Source organism: Halosimplex pelagicum (assembly GCF_013415905.1).
Taxonomy (GTDB): Archaea; Halobacteriota; Halobacteria; order Halobacteriales; family Haloarculaceae; genus Halosimplex; species Halosimplex pelagicum.
Genome location: NZ_CP058909.1, coordinates 692,549 through 707,953, shown reverse-complemented (window position 1 = coordinate 707,953; position 15,405 = coordinate 692,549). Strand labels below are relative to the sequence as shown.

General features: G+C 70.6%; 12 protein-coding genes. 6 read left to right on the top strand and 6 right to left on the bottom strand.

Features of this window, described 5'->3' with window-relative positions; genetic code table 11:
• Positions 1-16: 16 nt before the first annotated feature.
• Both HZS54_RS03550 and HZS54_RS03545 read right to left on the bottom strand, forming a co-directional pair.
• Positions 17-1,042 carry an N-acetyltransferase DgcN family protein gene (locus HZS54_RS03550; RefSeq protein WP_179920586.1) on the bottom strand — a complete coding sequence of 342 codons (1,026 nt, stop codon included), beginning with the start codon at positions 1,040-1,042 and terminating at the stop codon, positions 17-19.
• A 471-nt stretch (positions 1,043-1,513) separates the two neighbouring features.
• On the bottom strand, positions 1,514-2,413 hold the full coding sequence (locus tag HZS54_RS03545; RefSeq protein ID WP_179920585.1) for a Vms1/Ankzf1 family peptidyl-tRNA hydrolase: 900 nt from the start codon (positions 2,411-2,413) through the stop codon (positions 1,514-1,516).
• Between the two features lie 100 nt (positions 2,414-2,513).
• Here HZS54_RS03545 and HZS54_RS03540 point away from each other — a divergent pair, with 100 nt between their 5' ends.
• On the top strand, positions 2,514-3,791 hold the full coding sequence (locus HZS54_RS03540) for an adenosylhomocysteinase (RefSeq protein WP_179920584.1): 1,278 nt from the start codon (positions 2,514-2,516) through the stop codon (positions 3,789-3,791).
• Positions 3,792-3,845: 54 nt separating this feature from the next.
• Here HZS54_RS03540 and HZS54_RS03535 read toward each other — a convergent pair whose 3' ends face one another.
• The 3 genes from HZS54_RS03535 to HZS54_RS03525 all read right to left on the bottom strand — a co-directional run bounded on the left by HZS54_RS03535 (position 3,846) and on the right by HZS54_RS03525 (position 5,122).
• Positions 3,846-4,616 (bottom strand): response regulator, encoded by a 771-nt coding sequence (locus HZS54_RS03535; protein WP_179920583.1) that lies wholly within the window; start codon positions 4,614-4,616, stop codon positions 3,846-3,848.
• 109 nt (positions 4,617-4,725) lie between these two features.
• Positions 4,726-4,881, bottom strand: coding sequence for a hypothetical protein (locus tag HZS54_RS03530; protein ID WP_006882497.1), 156 nt, complete (start codon positions 4,879-4,881; stop codon positions 4,726-4,728).
• A 1-nt stretch (position 4,882) separates the two neighbouring features.
• Entirely contained in the window at positions 4,883-5,122 is a 240-nt protein-coding gene (locus HZS54_RS03525) for a HalOD1 output domain-containing protein (RefSeq protein ID WP_218927116.1), read from the bottom strand.
• A 270-nt stretch (positions 5,123-5,392) separates the two neighbouring features.
• On the opposite strand from HZS54_RS03525, the gene HZS54_RS03520 reads away from it, so the two are divergent.
• The 5 genes from HZS54_RS03520 to HZS54_RS03500 all read left to right on the top strand — a co-directional run bounded on the left by HZS54_RS03520 (position 5,393) and on the right by HZS54_RS03500 (position 14,571).
• Positions 5,393-10,918 carry a PAS domain S-box protein gene (locus HZS54_RS03520; protein WP_179920581.1) on the top strand — a complete coding sequence of 1,842 codons (5,526 nt, stop codon included), beginning with the start codon at positions 5,393-5,395 and terminating at the stop codon, positions 10,916-10,918.
• 102 nt (positions 10,919-11,020) lie between these two features.
• Entirely contained in the window at positions 11,021-11,827 is an 807-nt protein-coding gene (locus tag HZS54_RS03515; protein ID WP_179920580.1) for a class I SAM-dependent methyltransferase, read from the top strand.
• 161 nt (positions 11,828-11,988) lie between these two features.
• Positions 11,989-12,375, top strand: coding sequence for a VOC family protein (locus HZS54_RS03510; protein WP_179920579.1), 387 nt, complete (start codon positions 11,989-11,991; stop codon positions 12,373-12,375).
• Positions 12,376-12,435: 60 nt separating this feature from the next.
• Complete coding sequence (locus HZS54_RS03505; RefSeq protein WP_179920578.1) at positions 12,436-13,002, top strand: type IV pilin domain-containing protein; 567 nt, start codon at positions 12,436-12,438, stop codon at positions 13,000-13,002.
• Positions 13,003-13,158: 156 nt separating this feature from the next.
• On the top strand, positions 13,159-14,571 hold the full coding sequence (locus HZS54_RS03500) for a hemolysin family protein (protein WP_179920577.1): 1,413 nt from the start codon (positions 13,159-13,161) through the stop codon (positions 14,569-14,571).
• A 194-nt stretch (positions 14,572-14,765) separates the two neighbouring features.
• Here HZS54_RS03500 and HZS54_RS03495 read toward each other — a convergent pair whose 3' ends face one another.
• A complete protein-coding gene (locus HZS54_RS03495) occupies positions 14,766-15,371 on the bottom strand; it encodes an IMPACT family protein (RefSeq protein WP_179920576.1) in 606 nt (201 codons plus the stop codon).
• Positions 15,372-15,405 lie beyond the last annotated feature (34 nt).

Below are 15,405 nucleotides of genomic sequence, written 5' to 3'. Positions count from 1 at the left end.
GCTCGGCGGCGTCGGGTCACTCCTCCCCCAGCACCGCCGGCAGAATCTCGCTCGCGTCGAAACGGACGGGGTCGGTCGCGGGCGCGTCGATGGCGTCGGCGTACGCCTCGACGGCATCGGCGGCGGCGGCGTCCTCGTCGAGGCGCTGGGTGTTGAGCGCGCCGGCGACCACCTCGGCGGGCGCGACGGGTTCGGCCAGCGACTCGTAGAGCGCGGCGTACTCCCCCGGTGGCGGGATCGAGACGTGCTCGTAGCCGTGGACGGCGTCGCGGCCGGCGACGTGACAGAGGACCAGCCGGTCGGGCATCGCTCCGTGGAGTATGCTCGTGGTCACGCCGGAGTAGGCGGGATGGCCGACGGCGCCCTGGCCCTCGACGAACAGTACGTCGAAGTCGGCGGCGCGCTCGGTGACCATCCGCTCGACCGCGCCGGCGGCGAAGTCGGAGACGACCCGATCCACGGCGATCCCGTAGCCCTCGATGGCGATCCCGGTCTGGCCGGTCGGGACGACGCCGGCGTCGACGCCCCACTCGCGGGCCGCTTCGGCGAGTTCGAACGTCGTCGTCATCTTCCCCGACGAGCAGTCGGTGCCGACGGTGAGGACCACCTCGGCGTCCACCTCGCTCGCGGTCCCGTCGCTGACGGTCAAGTCCTCGGGTGGTCGGCGCAAGTCGCGGATCTCGCAGTCGTGTTCGGCGGCCAGGTCGGCGAACTCCGCGTCGTCGCCGAGGAAGTAGTGGAGCCCAGCGACCACGTCGGCGCCGCGTTCGAGCGCGCCGCGCACGTCCGGGCGCCAGGTCTCGTCGAAGCCGCCGCCGATGGGCGCGATCCCGACCACGAGCGCGTCGATGGATGTCTCGACATCGTCGATCCCCTCGACGATCGGCGCGTCCTGCACGTCCGGGACGTGGTCGCGGACGCGCTCGCCGGCGCGGGTGCGGTCGAGCACCGCGGCCACCTCGTCGTCGGCGTAGCGCAGGAGGCCGACGGCCGTCTTCGCCCGGTCGGGGAACCCCTCGTGGGCCAGGATCGCGACGCGCATGGATCGGTGTTCGTGCGGGTCGGATTTAATCGCACGGTGGATCGGGGTGGTTCAGTCGGAGCTACCAGCACCGCGACCGCGGTCGTGATCGTGACCGCAAACAGCGTGAAAGCCCCCGTCCGCTCCGCTCCCGGGGCTCGCTGCGCGCTTCACTCGCTTCGCTCGTTCCAGTGCTTGCGTCGCCCGGGTTCCCGGAGCGGACGGCCCCTTTCATTCCCGCCCGTGTCGGCCGACCGGCCAGTCTGTGCGGGCGGGAATGAAAGGGGCGGCCGTCTCGACGAAGCCCGGGGAAGCAAGCACCGCAGGGCGAAGCCCGAGGAGCGCAGCGAGCCGCGCGAGTCGAGACGGTCGGGGCTTTCACGCTGTCAGTGACTACGATCGAGCCTGCGGTGCGGTCGGTTGCTGTCGCTCGGAGGGCTGTCAGGCTGTTTGCGGTTGCTGTCGTCCGATTCGCAGCTACAGAGACTCGAACTACAACGCTCGCAACTGGACGCGCCAGAACTCCCGAAACGCCGACTCCAGCGCGGGTTCCGGCTCGCCGCTGGCGCTCACCGAGGAGACGCCGTCCGCCAGCTCCTCGAACTCGTCCAACACGGTGCGCTCGCCGACGACGTACAGCCGTTCCGTCTCCCGGCCCTCCAGCGCGACGCGACACCGCTCCAGATGATTGTCGATCTGCTCGTCGCGCAGGCGCTCGAAGCGGGCCTGGGAGTAGCCGCCCTTGGAGTGTTGACTCTTCAACTCGGAGTCGAACCCCTGGAAGGCGACCTGCTCGTCGCCGTCGTACTCGCCCATGGCGAACAGATCCGAGCGCACGAGGGCGAACGTGAACGAACCCGTGGGCTCGAACCAGGACCGCTCGAACGCGAAGGCGTCGCTCCACTCCGTGAACGGCTCGGGCGGGTTCGGCACGGAGAGACAGGCGCCGACCAGCGCGGCGTCGTCGGTGACGGCGAGGCAGGGGGCGGCTCGGCCCACCAGCGCCGCGCGGTCGCCGAACGCCTCCCGGACGGGCTCCGAGAGGTCGTGCCCGTCGGGGACGTACGCGGTGAACGCGCCCTCGGGGTCGGTCTCGACGGATTCGAGGCGGTCGAGGACCGCGCGGAGGCGGCCGTCGCGCAGCGTCTCCTCGGCGGCGAACGCCCGGTCGGCGCCGGCCTGGCCGTCCCGCAGGCGCTCGACCTCGCCCTCCAGCTCGGCGATGCGGTCTTCGAGGCGGTTGACCCGCTCCTCGGCGTCCTGACGGTCGCTGACGGCGTCGGCTCGCCGGCGCTGCTCGGCCTCCAGTTGCTGCTCGCGGCTATCGAGTTCCTCTTCGAGTTCCGCGATGCGCTCTTTGAGTTCCGCGCGGCCGAGCACCCGGTCTAACATCACCGGATGGGGACGCCGCGGGCGGTTAAAACTACAGGGTGCCGGTACGAGAGACCGCGGATCCGGTGGGGTTTTCCCGGCGGTGCGCCTTTCTCCGGCCATGACAGAGCCGATCACCGAGCGCGTCGACGACCCGGAGGCGAAACGGGAGTCCGGCCGCCGGAAGATGGAGTGGGCGCGCCAGCACATGCCGATCTGCGAGTCGCTGCGCACCGAGTTCGAAGCCGACCAGCCCTTCGCGGACGAGGTCGTCGGGATGGCGATGCACGTCGAGGCGAAGACAGCGATCCTCGCCGAACTGCTCGCCGTCGGCGGCGCCGAAGTGGCGATTACCGGCTGTAACCCCCTCTCGACACACGACGACGTGAGCGTCGCCCTCGACGCCGTCGAGGGCGTCACCTCCTACGCCGAGCGCGAGGTCGACGACGAGGCCTACTACGCGGCGATGGAGGCGGTCATCGAGCACGAACCGACCATTACGGTGGACGACGGGATGGACCTCGTGGCGGCGATCCACGAGGACTACCCGGAACTCATCGACTCGATCGTCGGTGGCTGCGAGGAGACGACCACCGGGGTCCACCGCCTGCGCGCGATGGACGACGACGGCGAACTCGCCTACCCGATGTTCGCCGTCAACGACACGCCGATGAAGCGGCTGTTCGACAACGTCCACGGCACCGGCGAGTCCTCGCTGGCGTCGATCGCGATGACCACCAATCTCTCGTGGGCCGGCAAGACCGTCGTCGTCGCGGGCTACGGCCACTGCGGGAAGGGCGTCGCGAAGAAGGCCAGCGGCCAGAACGCCGACGTGGTCGTCACCGAGGTCGAGCCCCGCCGCGCGCTGGAGGCCCACATGGAGGGCTACGACGTGCTCCCGATGGAGGAGGCCGCCGCGGAGGGCGACGTGTTCATCACGACGACGGGCAACCGCGACGTGATCGTCTCCGAGCACTTCGAGGCGATGGACGACGGCGTCCTGCTGGCCAACGCCGGCCACTTCGACGTGGAGATCGATCTGGACGCGCTCTCGGAGCTGGCGGTCGACGAGTACGAGGCCCGCGACGGCGTGCAGGCGTACGAGATGGCGGACGGCCGACGGCTGAACGTCCTCGCCGAGGGACGACTCGTCAACCTCGCGACGCCGGTCGCGCTGGGCCACCCCGTCGAGGTGATGGACCAGAGCTTCGGCGTCCAGGCCGTCTGCGTGCGCGAACTGGTCGAATCGGGCGAGGAGTACGAGGCCGGCGTCCACGACGTACCCGACCGACTGGACAGGGAAGTCGCGGAGATCAAACTGGACGCCGAGGGCGTGGCGTTCGACTCGCTGACGGAGACCCAGGAGGAGTACATGGGCTCCTGGCAGCACGGGACGTAGAACGGCGCGTTCGAACGGGCCGAGGGTCGCGGCGGCCGCCTCGTGGGCGGCGACCTACTCCTCGACGGACCCGGTGAGACAGAAGACGAGCGAGCCGTCGTCGAGGCCGGCGACGCGGGTCTGTGCGGTGAAGGTGTCGCCGCCGTCGGTCTCGCAGACGGTGCCGCCGGTCCACTGCCAGTCGTCGCGGACGGTCTCCAGCGCGGTGGATTCGAGCCGCTCGACCTCGTCGTCGGGGAAACACTCGCGCCACGGGCGGCCGAGCAGGTCGTCGGGGGCGGCGCCGAACCGGCTGGCGAACACGCGGTTGACGAACGAGAACGCCCCGTCCGGACCGACGACGGCGATGCCGTCGCCGGTGGCCTCGATGGCGGTCAGGCTCCGTTCGGCGGTCCGCATCGTTCGGTGGTGGTGGACGAGCCGCCGGATCCGCCCGGCGAGGACCGACATGGTCACCGCGGGGCTGTTCTTCCGGAGGAACTCGGTCCACGTCGACTCGGGGAACCCCTCGGCGATGTCGGCCCGTTCGGACCCGGTGAAGAGGACGAACGGGAGCGTCGGCGCCCGCTCGCGCACCTCGGAGAGGAACTCCAGGCCGTCCGTGCCGGGCATGTCGTAGTCGCTGACGACGCAGTCGACGGCGTCGACGTGTTCGAGCGCGTCGGCGGGGACGGTCTCGGTCCGGACCGACAGGTCGTCGTGTTCGGAGAGGTGCGCCGCTATCAGGTCCAGGTAGTCGCGGTCGTCGTCGACGCAGATCACCTCGATCGATTCGTCGCTGCTCGCCGGTGCGTTCGCCGTCGCCGCGGCGATGTCTTCTATCACGGCTGTCATCCCCGGGTGTGTCGGTGCGCCGCCGTCGCGTCCCGCGGCGCGTCGGTCGTCCGTTCGGTCCGTTCGGTCGTCGGTCCGCTACCCGTAACCCCCGCGGCCCTCATTGCTCGATCTGCTCGGTCACGTCCGACTGGATCCAGGCGTGTTCGTTCTCCGGATCGGCGATCATCGCCAGGCGGGTGTCGCCCACGTCGTACTCCTCGTAGGTCTCGCGGATCGCGCCCTCGGCGTCCTCGGTCGACCCCGTCGAGGACATCTCAGACCCCTCCCGCGCCGTCGACGGTGACCGTCCCGTCGCCGTCGACGACGACGCTGTGCCCGTCGTACTCGAACTCCACGGTCGCGGTCGCACCGCTCTCGTAGAGCGCGTCCAGCGCGTCCGTGTCCACGACCTCGTACAGCGGCGGCTCCATCGTCAGCGGGTCGGTCCCGGTCACGTCGGCTATCGTCTCGATCACGTCGATGCTGATCTGCTCACCCGGCTCTTGCACTGCCATACCGTCCATTCTATCTCCCGGTAGGACGACAGCTCCTATCGAACTGTCCGCTACGTGCATACCGCGACCGCCGGAACGGGGGCAATATGTATAGCGTCCGGATCTCGATGACGGGTCGGTGACGTGTCTCGGACGCGGCGGCGGGGCGGCCCGGTGTGCCGGATCCGGCAGGTGTCGGCGCGTCGAACGGACGGAACGGTGACGACTCGCGCGGTACGTATCAGCTGACGGAAACCAACCGTTAATTGCGCGCCCTCTCAACACCCTCCAATGGACGCTGGTTCGCTCCGCGACGCCGTCGCAGGGGGCGTCGCGGACAGGGGGAGTACCACCGCCCGAGGGGGTTCCGGACGCGTTCCGGGCCGACCGTCGGGCGTCGGTCCCGTGCTCGTCGCAGTCGCCGCTGTCGCGCTCGCGGCCGCGGTCGCCGGGCTCGTCGCCGTCGAGGGGTGGCGGTTGCCGTCGCTCCCGTCGGCCGGGCCGCTCGCGAGCCTCCTCGGGACGGGGCTGCTCGGGCTCGCGGCGTCGGGCGACCGCGACGACGGGATCGCCGAGCTGGTCGCCGATGTCGAGCGGGTCCGCGAGGGCGAGGACGTGACCTTCGAGACCGACCGGGAGGACGGGCTGGGGGACCTCGCCGAAGCCGTCGAGGGGCTGGCCGAAGACTTCCGCGAGTGCGAGCGCGAGCGGGAGCTACAGGAACGGGTCATCGACTCGGCGCCGGTCGGGATCACGGTCGCCGACGCGACCGACCCGGACGAGCCGCTGGTGGCCGTCAACGAGCGCTTCGAGGAGCTGACCGGCTACGACGAGTCGGAGTGTCTGGGCCGCAACTGCCGGTTCCTCCAGGGCGAGGACACCGACGAGGAGTCGGTCGCGCAGTTGCGCCGTGCCATCGACGCCGAGGCCGAAGCGACGGTCGAACTGCGCAACTACCGGGCCGACGGCACCGAGTTCTGGAACCGGGTCCGGCTGTCCCCCGTCGAGAACGACGACGGCGAGGTGACCCACTACGTCGGCTTCCAGGAGGACGTGACCGAGCGCGTCGAGCGGCAGGCTGAACTCGACCGCGAGAAGTCGCTGCTGGACTCGATCTTCGAGCAGGTGCCGATCCACCTCTACGTCAAGGACCGCGAGGGCCGGTACGAGCGAGTCAGCAGCGCCTACTTCGACGAGGCCTACGGCTGGGACGCCGGGCGGGTGATCGGCGAGACCGACCCCGACATCTTCGACGACGACCTGGCCGAGGAGAGCCACACCGACGACCTGCAGGTCGTCGAGACGGGCGACCCGATCGTCGGCAAGGAGGAGTACGTGCCGGACGTCGACGAGTGGAACCTCACGACGAAGGTGCCCTGGCGCGGCCCCGACGGGGCGGTCCGCGGGCTGTTCGGCGTCTCCCAGAAGATCACCGAGCGCAAGGAGCGCGAGCGCGAACTCGCCCAGTACCGCCAGTTCACCGACGAGATCCTCGACGCGATCGACGACGTGTTCTACGTCCTCGACGCCGACGGCGACCTCGTCCGGTGGAACGAGACGCTCGCCGAGGCGACCGGCTACGACGACGCCGAGATCGCCGACATGCACGCGACCGACTTCGTCGTCGGCGCCGACCGCGACGCGCTCCGTCGGGGGATCGCCAACATCGACGAGGCCGCGGGCGTCCCGCTGGAGGCTCGCTTCGAGACGAAAGGCGGGGAGGTGATCCCCTTCGAGGTCGTCGCCACACCGCTCGAGAACCCCGACGGCGAGCGGATCGTCACGGGTATCGCGCGCGACATCTCCGAGCGCAGGGAGCGCGAGCGCCAGCTGGAGGCCATCGTCGAGAACACCGAGGACCCGATCTACATCAAGGACCGCGAGGGTCGGTACCAGTTCGTCAACGAGGCGGCCGCGGAGAACTTCGGCCGATCGGTGTCGGAGATCGTCGGCGAGACCGACGCCGCCCTCTTCGACGAGGGGACGGTCGCCGACATCCGCGCGGACGACCGCCGGGTCGTCGAGACGGGCGAGCCCGTCTCCCGGGAGGTGGTCCGGCCGATCGACGGCGACGAGCGGGTCCTGCTCGACTACAAGTACCCCTACCGGGACGAGGGCGGCGAGATCATCGGGCTGATGGGAATCAGCCGCGACATAACCGAGCGAAAGGCGGCCGAGGAGAAACTGCGCGAGACGAACGAGCGGCTCGAACAGTACCGCGAGTACACCGAGGACGTCCTCGACGCGATCGACGACGTGTTCTACGTGTTCGACGAGACCGGCGCGATCCAGCGCTGGAACGACACGGTCGCCGAGGTGACCGGCTACGACGACGCCGAGATCGCCGAGATGCACGGGACGGACTTCTTCCCGGAGCACGCCCACGAACGAGTGGCCGAGGCGATCGGGTCCGTCTTCGAGGGCGGCGAGGAGCGCGTCGACGCGCCGGTCGTGACCAGCGACGGCGAGGAGATCCCCTACGAGTTCGTCGCCTCGCGGCTGGAGGACCCCGACGGCGATCCCGTCCTCGTCGGGGTCGGTCGGGACATCTCCGTGCGCAAGGCCCGCGAGCGCGAGCTTCGCGCGACCAAAGAGCGCATGCAGAAGTTCGTCGAGACCTCGCCGGTGGGCGTGGTCGCGACCGACCCCGAGGGAACGGTCACCCTGTGGAACGACGCCATGGAGGACATCTTCGGCTGGTCGGCCGAGGAGGTGGTCGGCGAGCCCTACCCCGCCGTCCCCGACGACCGCGAGGGCGACGACGAGATCCGACAGCGGGTCCTCTCGGGGGAGTCGTTCAGACAGATCGAGCGCCAGCGCGTCCGGAAGGACGGCGAGCTGATCGACATCTCGCTGTCGACGGCGCCGATCCGCGACGACGAGGGCGAAGTCACCGAGGTCGTCGGCTACATCGAGGACATCACCGAGCGCAAGGAACGGGAGCGCGAACTCGTCGCGCGGTCGGCCGCCATGGAGCAGTCCATCGACGGGATGGCGATCCTCGACGCCGAGGGCGTCTACGAGTTCGTCAACCGGGCCCACGCCGACATCTACGGCTACGACGACCCCGAGGCGCTCCTCGGCGACACCTGGGAGCTGTGCTACGGCGACGAGGAGATCGACCGCCTCGAACGGGAGGTGCTCCCGGAACTGGCCGAAACGGGCGACTGGCGCGGCGAGGCGGTCGGCCGCCGGGCCGACGGGTCGACGTTCCCGCAGGAGCTGTCGCTGACCGTCCTCGACGACGGGCGGCAGGTCTGCGTGGTCCGCGACATCACCGAGCGGAAGGCACGCGAGCGGGAGGTCGAACGGACGGCCGACCTGCTCGGCCGCGCCGAAGAGATGGCAGACCTGGGCGGCTGGACGGTCGACCTCGCCGACGAGCAGCCCCAGCGGGTGCGGTGGACCGACAACCTGTACAACATCTGGGGGGTCGACCGCGAGGAGGGGCCGCTGACCGACGGCGTGCTCGACCTCGTCCACCCCGACGAACGCGAGGCCCACGGGGACCGGATCCGACGGGCGACCGAGGCGGGCGAGCCGTGGGACACCGAGTATCGGATCCGCGCTGCCGACGGCACCGAGCGGTGGATTCGATCCATCTGTGAGCCGGTCGTTGAGGGCGGAGACACCGTCGAGCTGCGGGGATCGATTCAGGACATCACCGACCGGAAGGAGCGCGAGCAGGAACTCGAACGGACGAAGGACCTGCTCCAGCAGGCCGGCCGCATCGCCGCCGTCGGCGGCTGGGAGCTCGACCTGACCGGGCCCGAGCCGGAGATGACCTGGTCCGACGAGCTCTACCGGCTCCACGGGATCTCGCCCGACACCGACATCGACGTGGAGCGCGCCGTCGAGTTCTACCACCCCGACGACCGCGAGGAGATCCGCGACTACTTCCGGCGGGCCGTCGAGGTCGGCGAGAGCTACGACATGGAGGTGCGCCTGAGGGCCGACGAGTCGGTCCGCTGGGTGCGCGCCATCGGCGAGCCCGTCCGCGACGACGACGGCGATGTCGTCCGCGTCCGCGGCTCCATCCAGGACATCACCGAACAGAAGGAGCGCGAACTCGCCCTGGAGTCGCTCCACGAGGCGACGCGGGACCTGCTCGGCGTCGAGACCGACGCCGAGACGGCCGAGCTCGTCGTCGAGACGGCCGAGTCGGTGCTGGACGTGGCCGGCGTCGCCGTCTACCTGCTCGACGACAGCGCCAACCACCTCGACGCCGTCGCCTGCTCGGAGGGGTTCGACCGGCTCTGCGACGCCGCGCCGGTCGGCGCCGGCGCCGCCGACTCGCTTTTGTGGAACACCTACGTCACCGGGACGCCGACGGTGTTCGACGACACGGGGACCGTCGCCGAGTCGCAGGTGTTCGGGGCCGACGTGAGCGGCGGCCTGCTCGTCCCGATCGGCGACCACGGCGTGTTCGTCGTCGCCACCGAGGACCGCGCGGTCGGCGGGTCGACTCGTCAGCTCGCCGAGACGCTCGTCGCGACGACCGAGGCGGCGTTCGACCGGCTGGCCAGCGAGCGGACGCTCCGGGAACGCGACGCCGAGCTCGCCGAGCAGAACGCCCGCCTGCGCCGCCAGATCGGGATCACCGACCTCATCCGGCGGATCGACCAGTCGCTCATCCAGGCCGAGTCCCGCGAGGCCATCGAGGCGGCGGTCTGCGACCGGCTCGTCGAGAGCGACGACGTGGCCTTCGCGTGGATCGGCGGGCTCGACGCCGCGGGCGAGCGCGTCGAGCCGAGCGCCTGGGCCGGCGGCGGCGCCGAGTACCTCGACGCGGTCGACCTCGCGCTCGACGGGGATGAGCCCGCCGCCAGGACGGCCGCCGCCAAGGCGCCGACGGTCGTCGGCAACGTCGTCGACGACCTCCAGCGCGAGGCGTGGCGCAAGGCCGCGCTCGCCCGGGAGTTCCACTCCGTCGTGAGCGTTCCCCTGGCCTTCGAGGAGTACTTCTACGGCGTGCTCACGGTGTACGCGTCGGAACCCGACGACTTCGGCGACCTCGAACGGGAGGTGTTCGCGGAGCTCGGCGAGAACATCGCGTACTCGATCAACGCCGTCGAGACCCAGCGGGCGCTGCACACCGACCAGCGGGTCGAACTCACCCTGTCGTTCGACGCCGAGGACGACGTGCTGGGCCGGCTGGCCCGAGCCGCCGACTGCACCGTCGCCTTCGAGGGGCTGGCGGGCCACTCCGAGGAGGAGACCGGGCTGTTCCTCACGACCGCGGGCGCGCCGGTCGCGGCGGTGACCGACGCGCTGGACGCGCTCGTCTCCGTCCGGGACTACCGGCTGGTCGGCGAGCCCGGGGCCGAGGGGGACGGCGAGAGCGGCGGAGAGGACGCCGGAGCGAGCGCGCTGTTCGAAGTGACCCTCGACGGCGATCCGCTCGCCGCGGCGTTCGTCCGTCACGGGGCCGACCCGCGGTCGATCCGGGCCGACCCCGAGGGGGTCGAGGCGGTCGTCGACGTGTCCGCGGCGACGGACGTGCGGGCGTTCGTCGAGATGCTCGGCGAGACCTACCCCAGCGTCGAGCTGATGACCCGGCGGACCGTCGACCGCTCCGGCGACCGCGAGCGCCGGGCCGGTTCGGCGTTCGAGGCGCTCACCGACCGCCAGCTGGAGGTGCTGCGGACGGCCTACTACGCCGGCTTCTTCGAGTGGCCCCGCACCTCTACCGGCGAGGACGTGGCCGAGATGCTCGACGTGAGCCAGCCCACCGTCAACCGGCACCTCCGCGTCGGCCAGCAGCGCCTGCTCGACCGGCTCTTCGAGGACCACACCGCGACCGCCGACGCCGACTGACGACCCGCCGTCGGCGTGCCGCGGAGCGTGGCCGCCGCGGCGGCGTGTCGAACCGTCCCACGCCGCCGGAAGATTCAGGCGGCGGCGCTCCTCACTCCGGGTATGGCCGACGACTCGCCCGACCCGACCGAGGACGCCCGCAACGAGTGGGACCCCGAATCCTACGACGACGACACCGGCTTCGTCCACGAGTACGGCGGGTCCGTCGTCGAGTCGCTCGACCCCCGTCCGGGCGAGGCCGTCCTCGACCTGGGCTGTGGGACCGGCCACCTCACCGCCGATATCGCCGAGCGCGTCGGCGACTCGGGAGTCGCGGTCGGCGTCGACGCCTCGACCGAGATGGTCGAACGGGCCCGCGAGACCTACCCCAACCTCCGGTTCGCGGTCGCCGACGCCCGCGAGTACGCGCCCGACCGGTCGTTCGACGCCGCCTTCTCCAACGCCGCGCTGCACTGGATCCCCCGCGACGACCAGCCCGCCGTCGCCGAGCGCGTCGCGGCCCTGCTGGAGCCGGGCGGCCGGTTCGTCGCCGAACTGGGCGGCTCGGGCAACGTGAGCGCGGTCGTCGACGCGACGCTCGCGGAACTTCGCGAGCGCGGACACGAGGTCGAGCACCCCTGGTACTTCCCGACGGTCGGCGAGCACGCCGCCGCGCTGGAGGCGGCGGGTTTCGAGGTCCGGCTCGCGCGACTGTTCGACCGCCCGACCGAACTGGACGGCGGGCCCGAGGGACTGGCGAACTGGCTCGACGTGTTCGGCGACTCGCTGTTCGCCGGCCTGGACGAGAGCGAGCGGGCGGCCGCAGTGTCGGCCGTCGAGGATCGCCTGCGCGACGACCTGTTCGACGCCGACACCGGAACGTGGACCGCCGACTACCGCCGGCTGCGGTTCGTCGCCGTCCGCGAGTGAGCGGTCGGTCGATCGGTCCGACCGCTCCCGAAGGGCATCGTTTCGGGTGGAACGCCCCACGGATCGCCGTCGAGACGCCGCGGCGCGGCCGCGGCCGTGACCCGGGCGGTACTTCCGCGCCGTGGCGCGCCGTTAACCCCGGTCCAGTCGGAGAGCCGGTCATGTCGACAGACGCTCAGGATCCGGAACCGCGGATGGAGCTGACCACCGTCTACGTCGGTGTCGAGGACATGGATCGGGCGCTGGAGTTCTACGAGGCGCTGTTCGGAACGGAACCGGCGCAGGCCGACGACCGGTTCTCGACGTTCGCGTTCGACGGCGTCGACTTCGGGCTCTACGACGCGAGCGCCGACGGCGGCTCCGTCGAGTACGGCGACAACTGCGTTCCGAACTTCGAGGTCGGAGACGTGGACGCCGCCTTCGAGCGGGTGTCGGAGCTGGCGCCCGAAGTCGTCCACGGGATCGTCGACATCGACGGCTACCGCTGTTTCCACGTCCGCGACACCGAGGGCAACACCGTCGAGATATTCGGCGTCGACGGGAAGTGACGCCGAGGGGGAGTCCGCCGGTCCGTGGGTTTAAGTCCGAACGGGCGACCAGCCCGGCGCGTGACCGACGGCGCTCCGGCGGCACCGACTCGCCCGTCCCTCGCCAGCGACCGCGCCGCGACGCCGGTCGTCGGGGTCGTCCTGCTGGTCGGGCTGACGGTCCTGCTCGCGTCGGTCGCCGTCGCGGCCGTCGGGTTCGACCGCGCGCGCCCGGAGCCGGCCCCGCAGGTCCGCCTGGACGCCGACCTGTCCGCGACCGACGGCTGGCCCGAGGGCCAGCGACTCCGGCTCGTCCACGAGGGCGGGGACACGTTGGCGGTCGCAGAGCTGGCCGTCGTCGTCGCGTTCGAACGCGCGGACGCCCGGGCGCGCCTCTCGGGGTTCCCGACCCGGCGGATCACCGACGACCACCGCCGGGGCACGGATCTCTTCGACCGGACCTACGCGGGCGTCGACGGCGAACTGGACGCCGCCCACGCCGACGGGCGGTGGACCGCGGGGGAGACGGCCTCGGTCCGGATCGCGCAGAACGAACTCGACGTGCGACCGGGCGACCGCGCGGCGGTCCGGGTGATCCACCGACCGTCCGGCGCGCAACTCGTCCGCGTCGAGGTGCGAGCGTCGTGACGGGGTCGAACCGGCGACCGGCCGAGCGGGATGGACGATCGGACGCCGGACGGGTCGATACCGCGCGAAATCGACAGGGTGTGCGCGCGTTTCTCGATCATGTGAAGGTCCGGTATGACAAGTCTTAATTCCACCGCCCGATAATTCACGGCGTCGATGGGTATACCCGCAGCGGCGTGGCCGCACGTGATCCCCGCCGCACAGCAGACGATCGACGTGTTCGGGCTCCAGCTGCAGGAGAGCGCCATCGTTATCGGCGGCTCGCTCTCGATCGTCGTCCTGATCGGGCTGTCGGCGTTTTTCTCCTCCTCGGAGATCGCGATGTTCTCGCTGCCGGCCCACCGGATCGAGGCGCTCGTCGAGGACGGGCGTCGCGGTTCGAAGACGCTCAAGTCGCTCAAGGACGATCCACACCGACTGCTGATCACCATCCTCGTCGGGAACAACCTGGTTAACATCGCGATGTCGTCGATCGCGACCGGCGTGCTCGCGATGGTGACCGGCAGTCAGGGCCAGGCGGTCCTGCTGTCGACGTTCGGGATCACGGCCATCGTCCTGCTGTTCGGCGAGAGCGCGCCCAAGTCCTACGCCGTCGAGAACAGCGAGTCGTGGTCGCTGCGGATCGCCCGCCCGCTGAAGATGGCCGAGTACGTGCTGATGCCGCTGATCGTCCTGTTCGACTACCTCACCCGGGTCGTCAACAAGGTGACGGGCGGCCGCTCGGCCATCGAGGAGTCGTACGTCACCCGCGAGGAGATCCGCGAGATGATCGAGACCGGCGAGCGTGAGGGCGTCCTCGACGAGGAGGAACGCGAGATGCTCCAGCGCACGCTCCGGTTCAACAACACGATCGCCAAGGAGGTCATGACGCCGCGACTCGACATGGACGCCATCTCGACCGACGCCTCCATCGACGAGGCGATCGAGCAGTGCATCCACAGCGGGCACGCCCGCATCCCCGTCTACGAGGGGAGTCTCGACAACGTCATCGGCGTCGTCAACATCCGCGATCTGGTCCGCGACCGCAACTACGGCGAGACCGGGGACGGCGACCTCGAACTCGAAGATCTCATCCAGCCGACGCTGCACGTCCCCGAGTCGAAGAACGTCGACGACCTGCTGACCGAGATGCGGAAGGAACGGCTGCACATGGTCATCGTCATCGACGAGTTCGGGACCACCGAGGGGCTGGTCACGATGGAGGACCTCACCGAAGAGATCGTCGGCGAGATCCTCGAAGGCGGCGAGGAGGAGCCGATCGAGTACGAGGGCGACGACACCGTCGTCGTCAAGGGCGAGGTGAACATCGAGGAGGTCAACGAGGCGCTGGATCTGGACATCCCCGAGGGCGAGGAGTTCGAGACCATCGCCGGGTTCATCTTCAACCTCGCCGGCCGCCTCGTCGAGGAGGGCGAAGTGATCGACTACGACGGCGTCGAGATCGCCGTCGAGGCCGTCGAGAACACCCGCATCATGAAGGCGCGGGTCACCCGAACCGACGCCTACGACCCGGGCGACACGCCCGAGGACGAGATCGAACCCGACGCGGACGAGGCCCAGCCCGAGTGACCGCCGGACCCGACCGCCCGGCGTCCGATCCGGTTCCGACCGCGCGACGCCGGCCCGTTCTCGCGCCCGTGTGACTTCTCCCCGAACGCCTTCGTTTCCGCTGGAGATCCGCCCGGAAGCGGTCGGTTCGGATCGCTGGTGGCGGTTCGAGCTCCACGTCGGCGAGGGTGCGGGCGCGACGGGTCCGCGTCGGGTTATCGGTCGATCTCGGCGCGGCCGCTCGTCGCGCTGCGGAGGCGGTCGCGCAGGGCGTTCCCCTCGTCGACGGGGACGCGCACGTCGAAGGCGACCCGCTCGGTGTAGTCGGCGTCGAACTCGACGCCCTCGCTCTCTAAAATGCCGCGGACGGTGCCCGAGTCGTCGTAGTCGACGACGACCGAGAAGGTCTCGTGGGGGCGCTCGGTCGTCGTCCCGGCGGCGTCGAGGCCGTCCTTGACCGCGCGCGAATAGGAGCGGGCGAGGCCGCCGACGCCGAGGTTCGTCCCGCCGTAGTAGCGGGTGACGACGGCGACGACGTTCTCGATCTCCTCCTGCTGGAGGACGTTCAGCGCGGGGTCGCCCGCCGACCCCGAGGGCTCGCCGTCGTCGCTGGCCCACTCGCGGAAGGGGTCCGCCCGGACCCGGTAGGCCGGGACGTTGTGGGTCGCGTCGGGGTACTCGCCGCGGATCTCCGCGACGAATTCCTCGGCCGCCTCGACCGTCCGGGCGGGCGCGACGTGGCCGAGAAACTCCGAGCCGCGTACCTCGAAGCGGGCCTCCCCGCGACCGGCGACGGTCCGGTATGGCTCGCGCTGGCTCACGTCTCCGGGTTCCCGCGGGAGGCGAAAAGCGCTT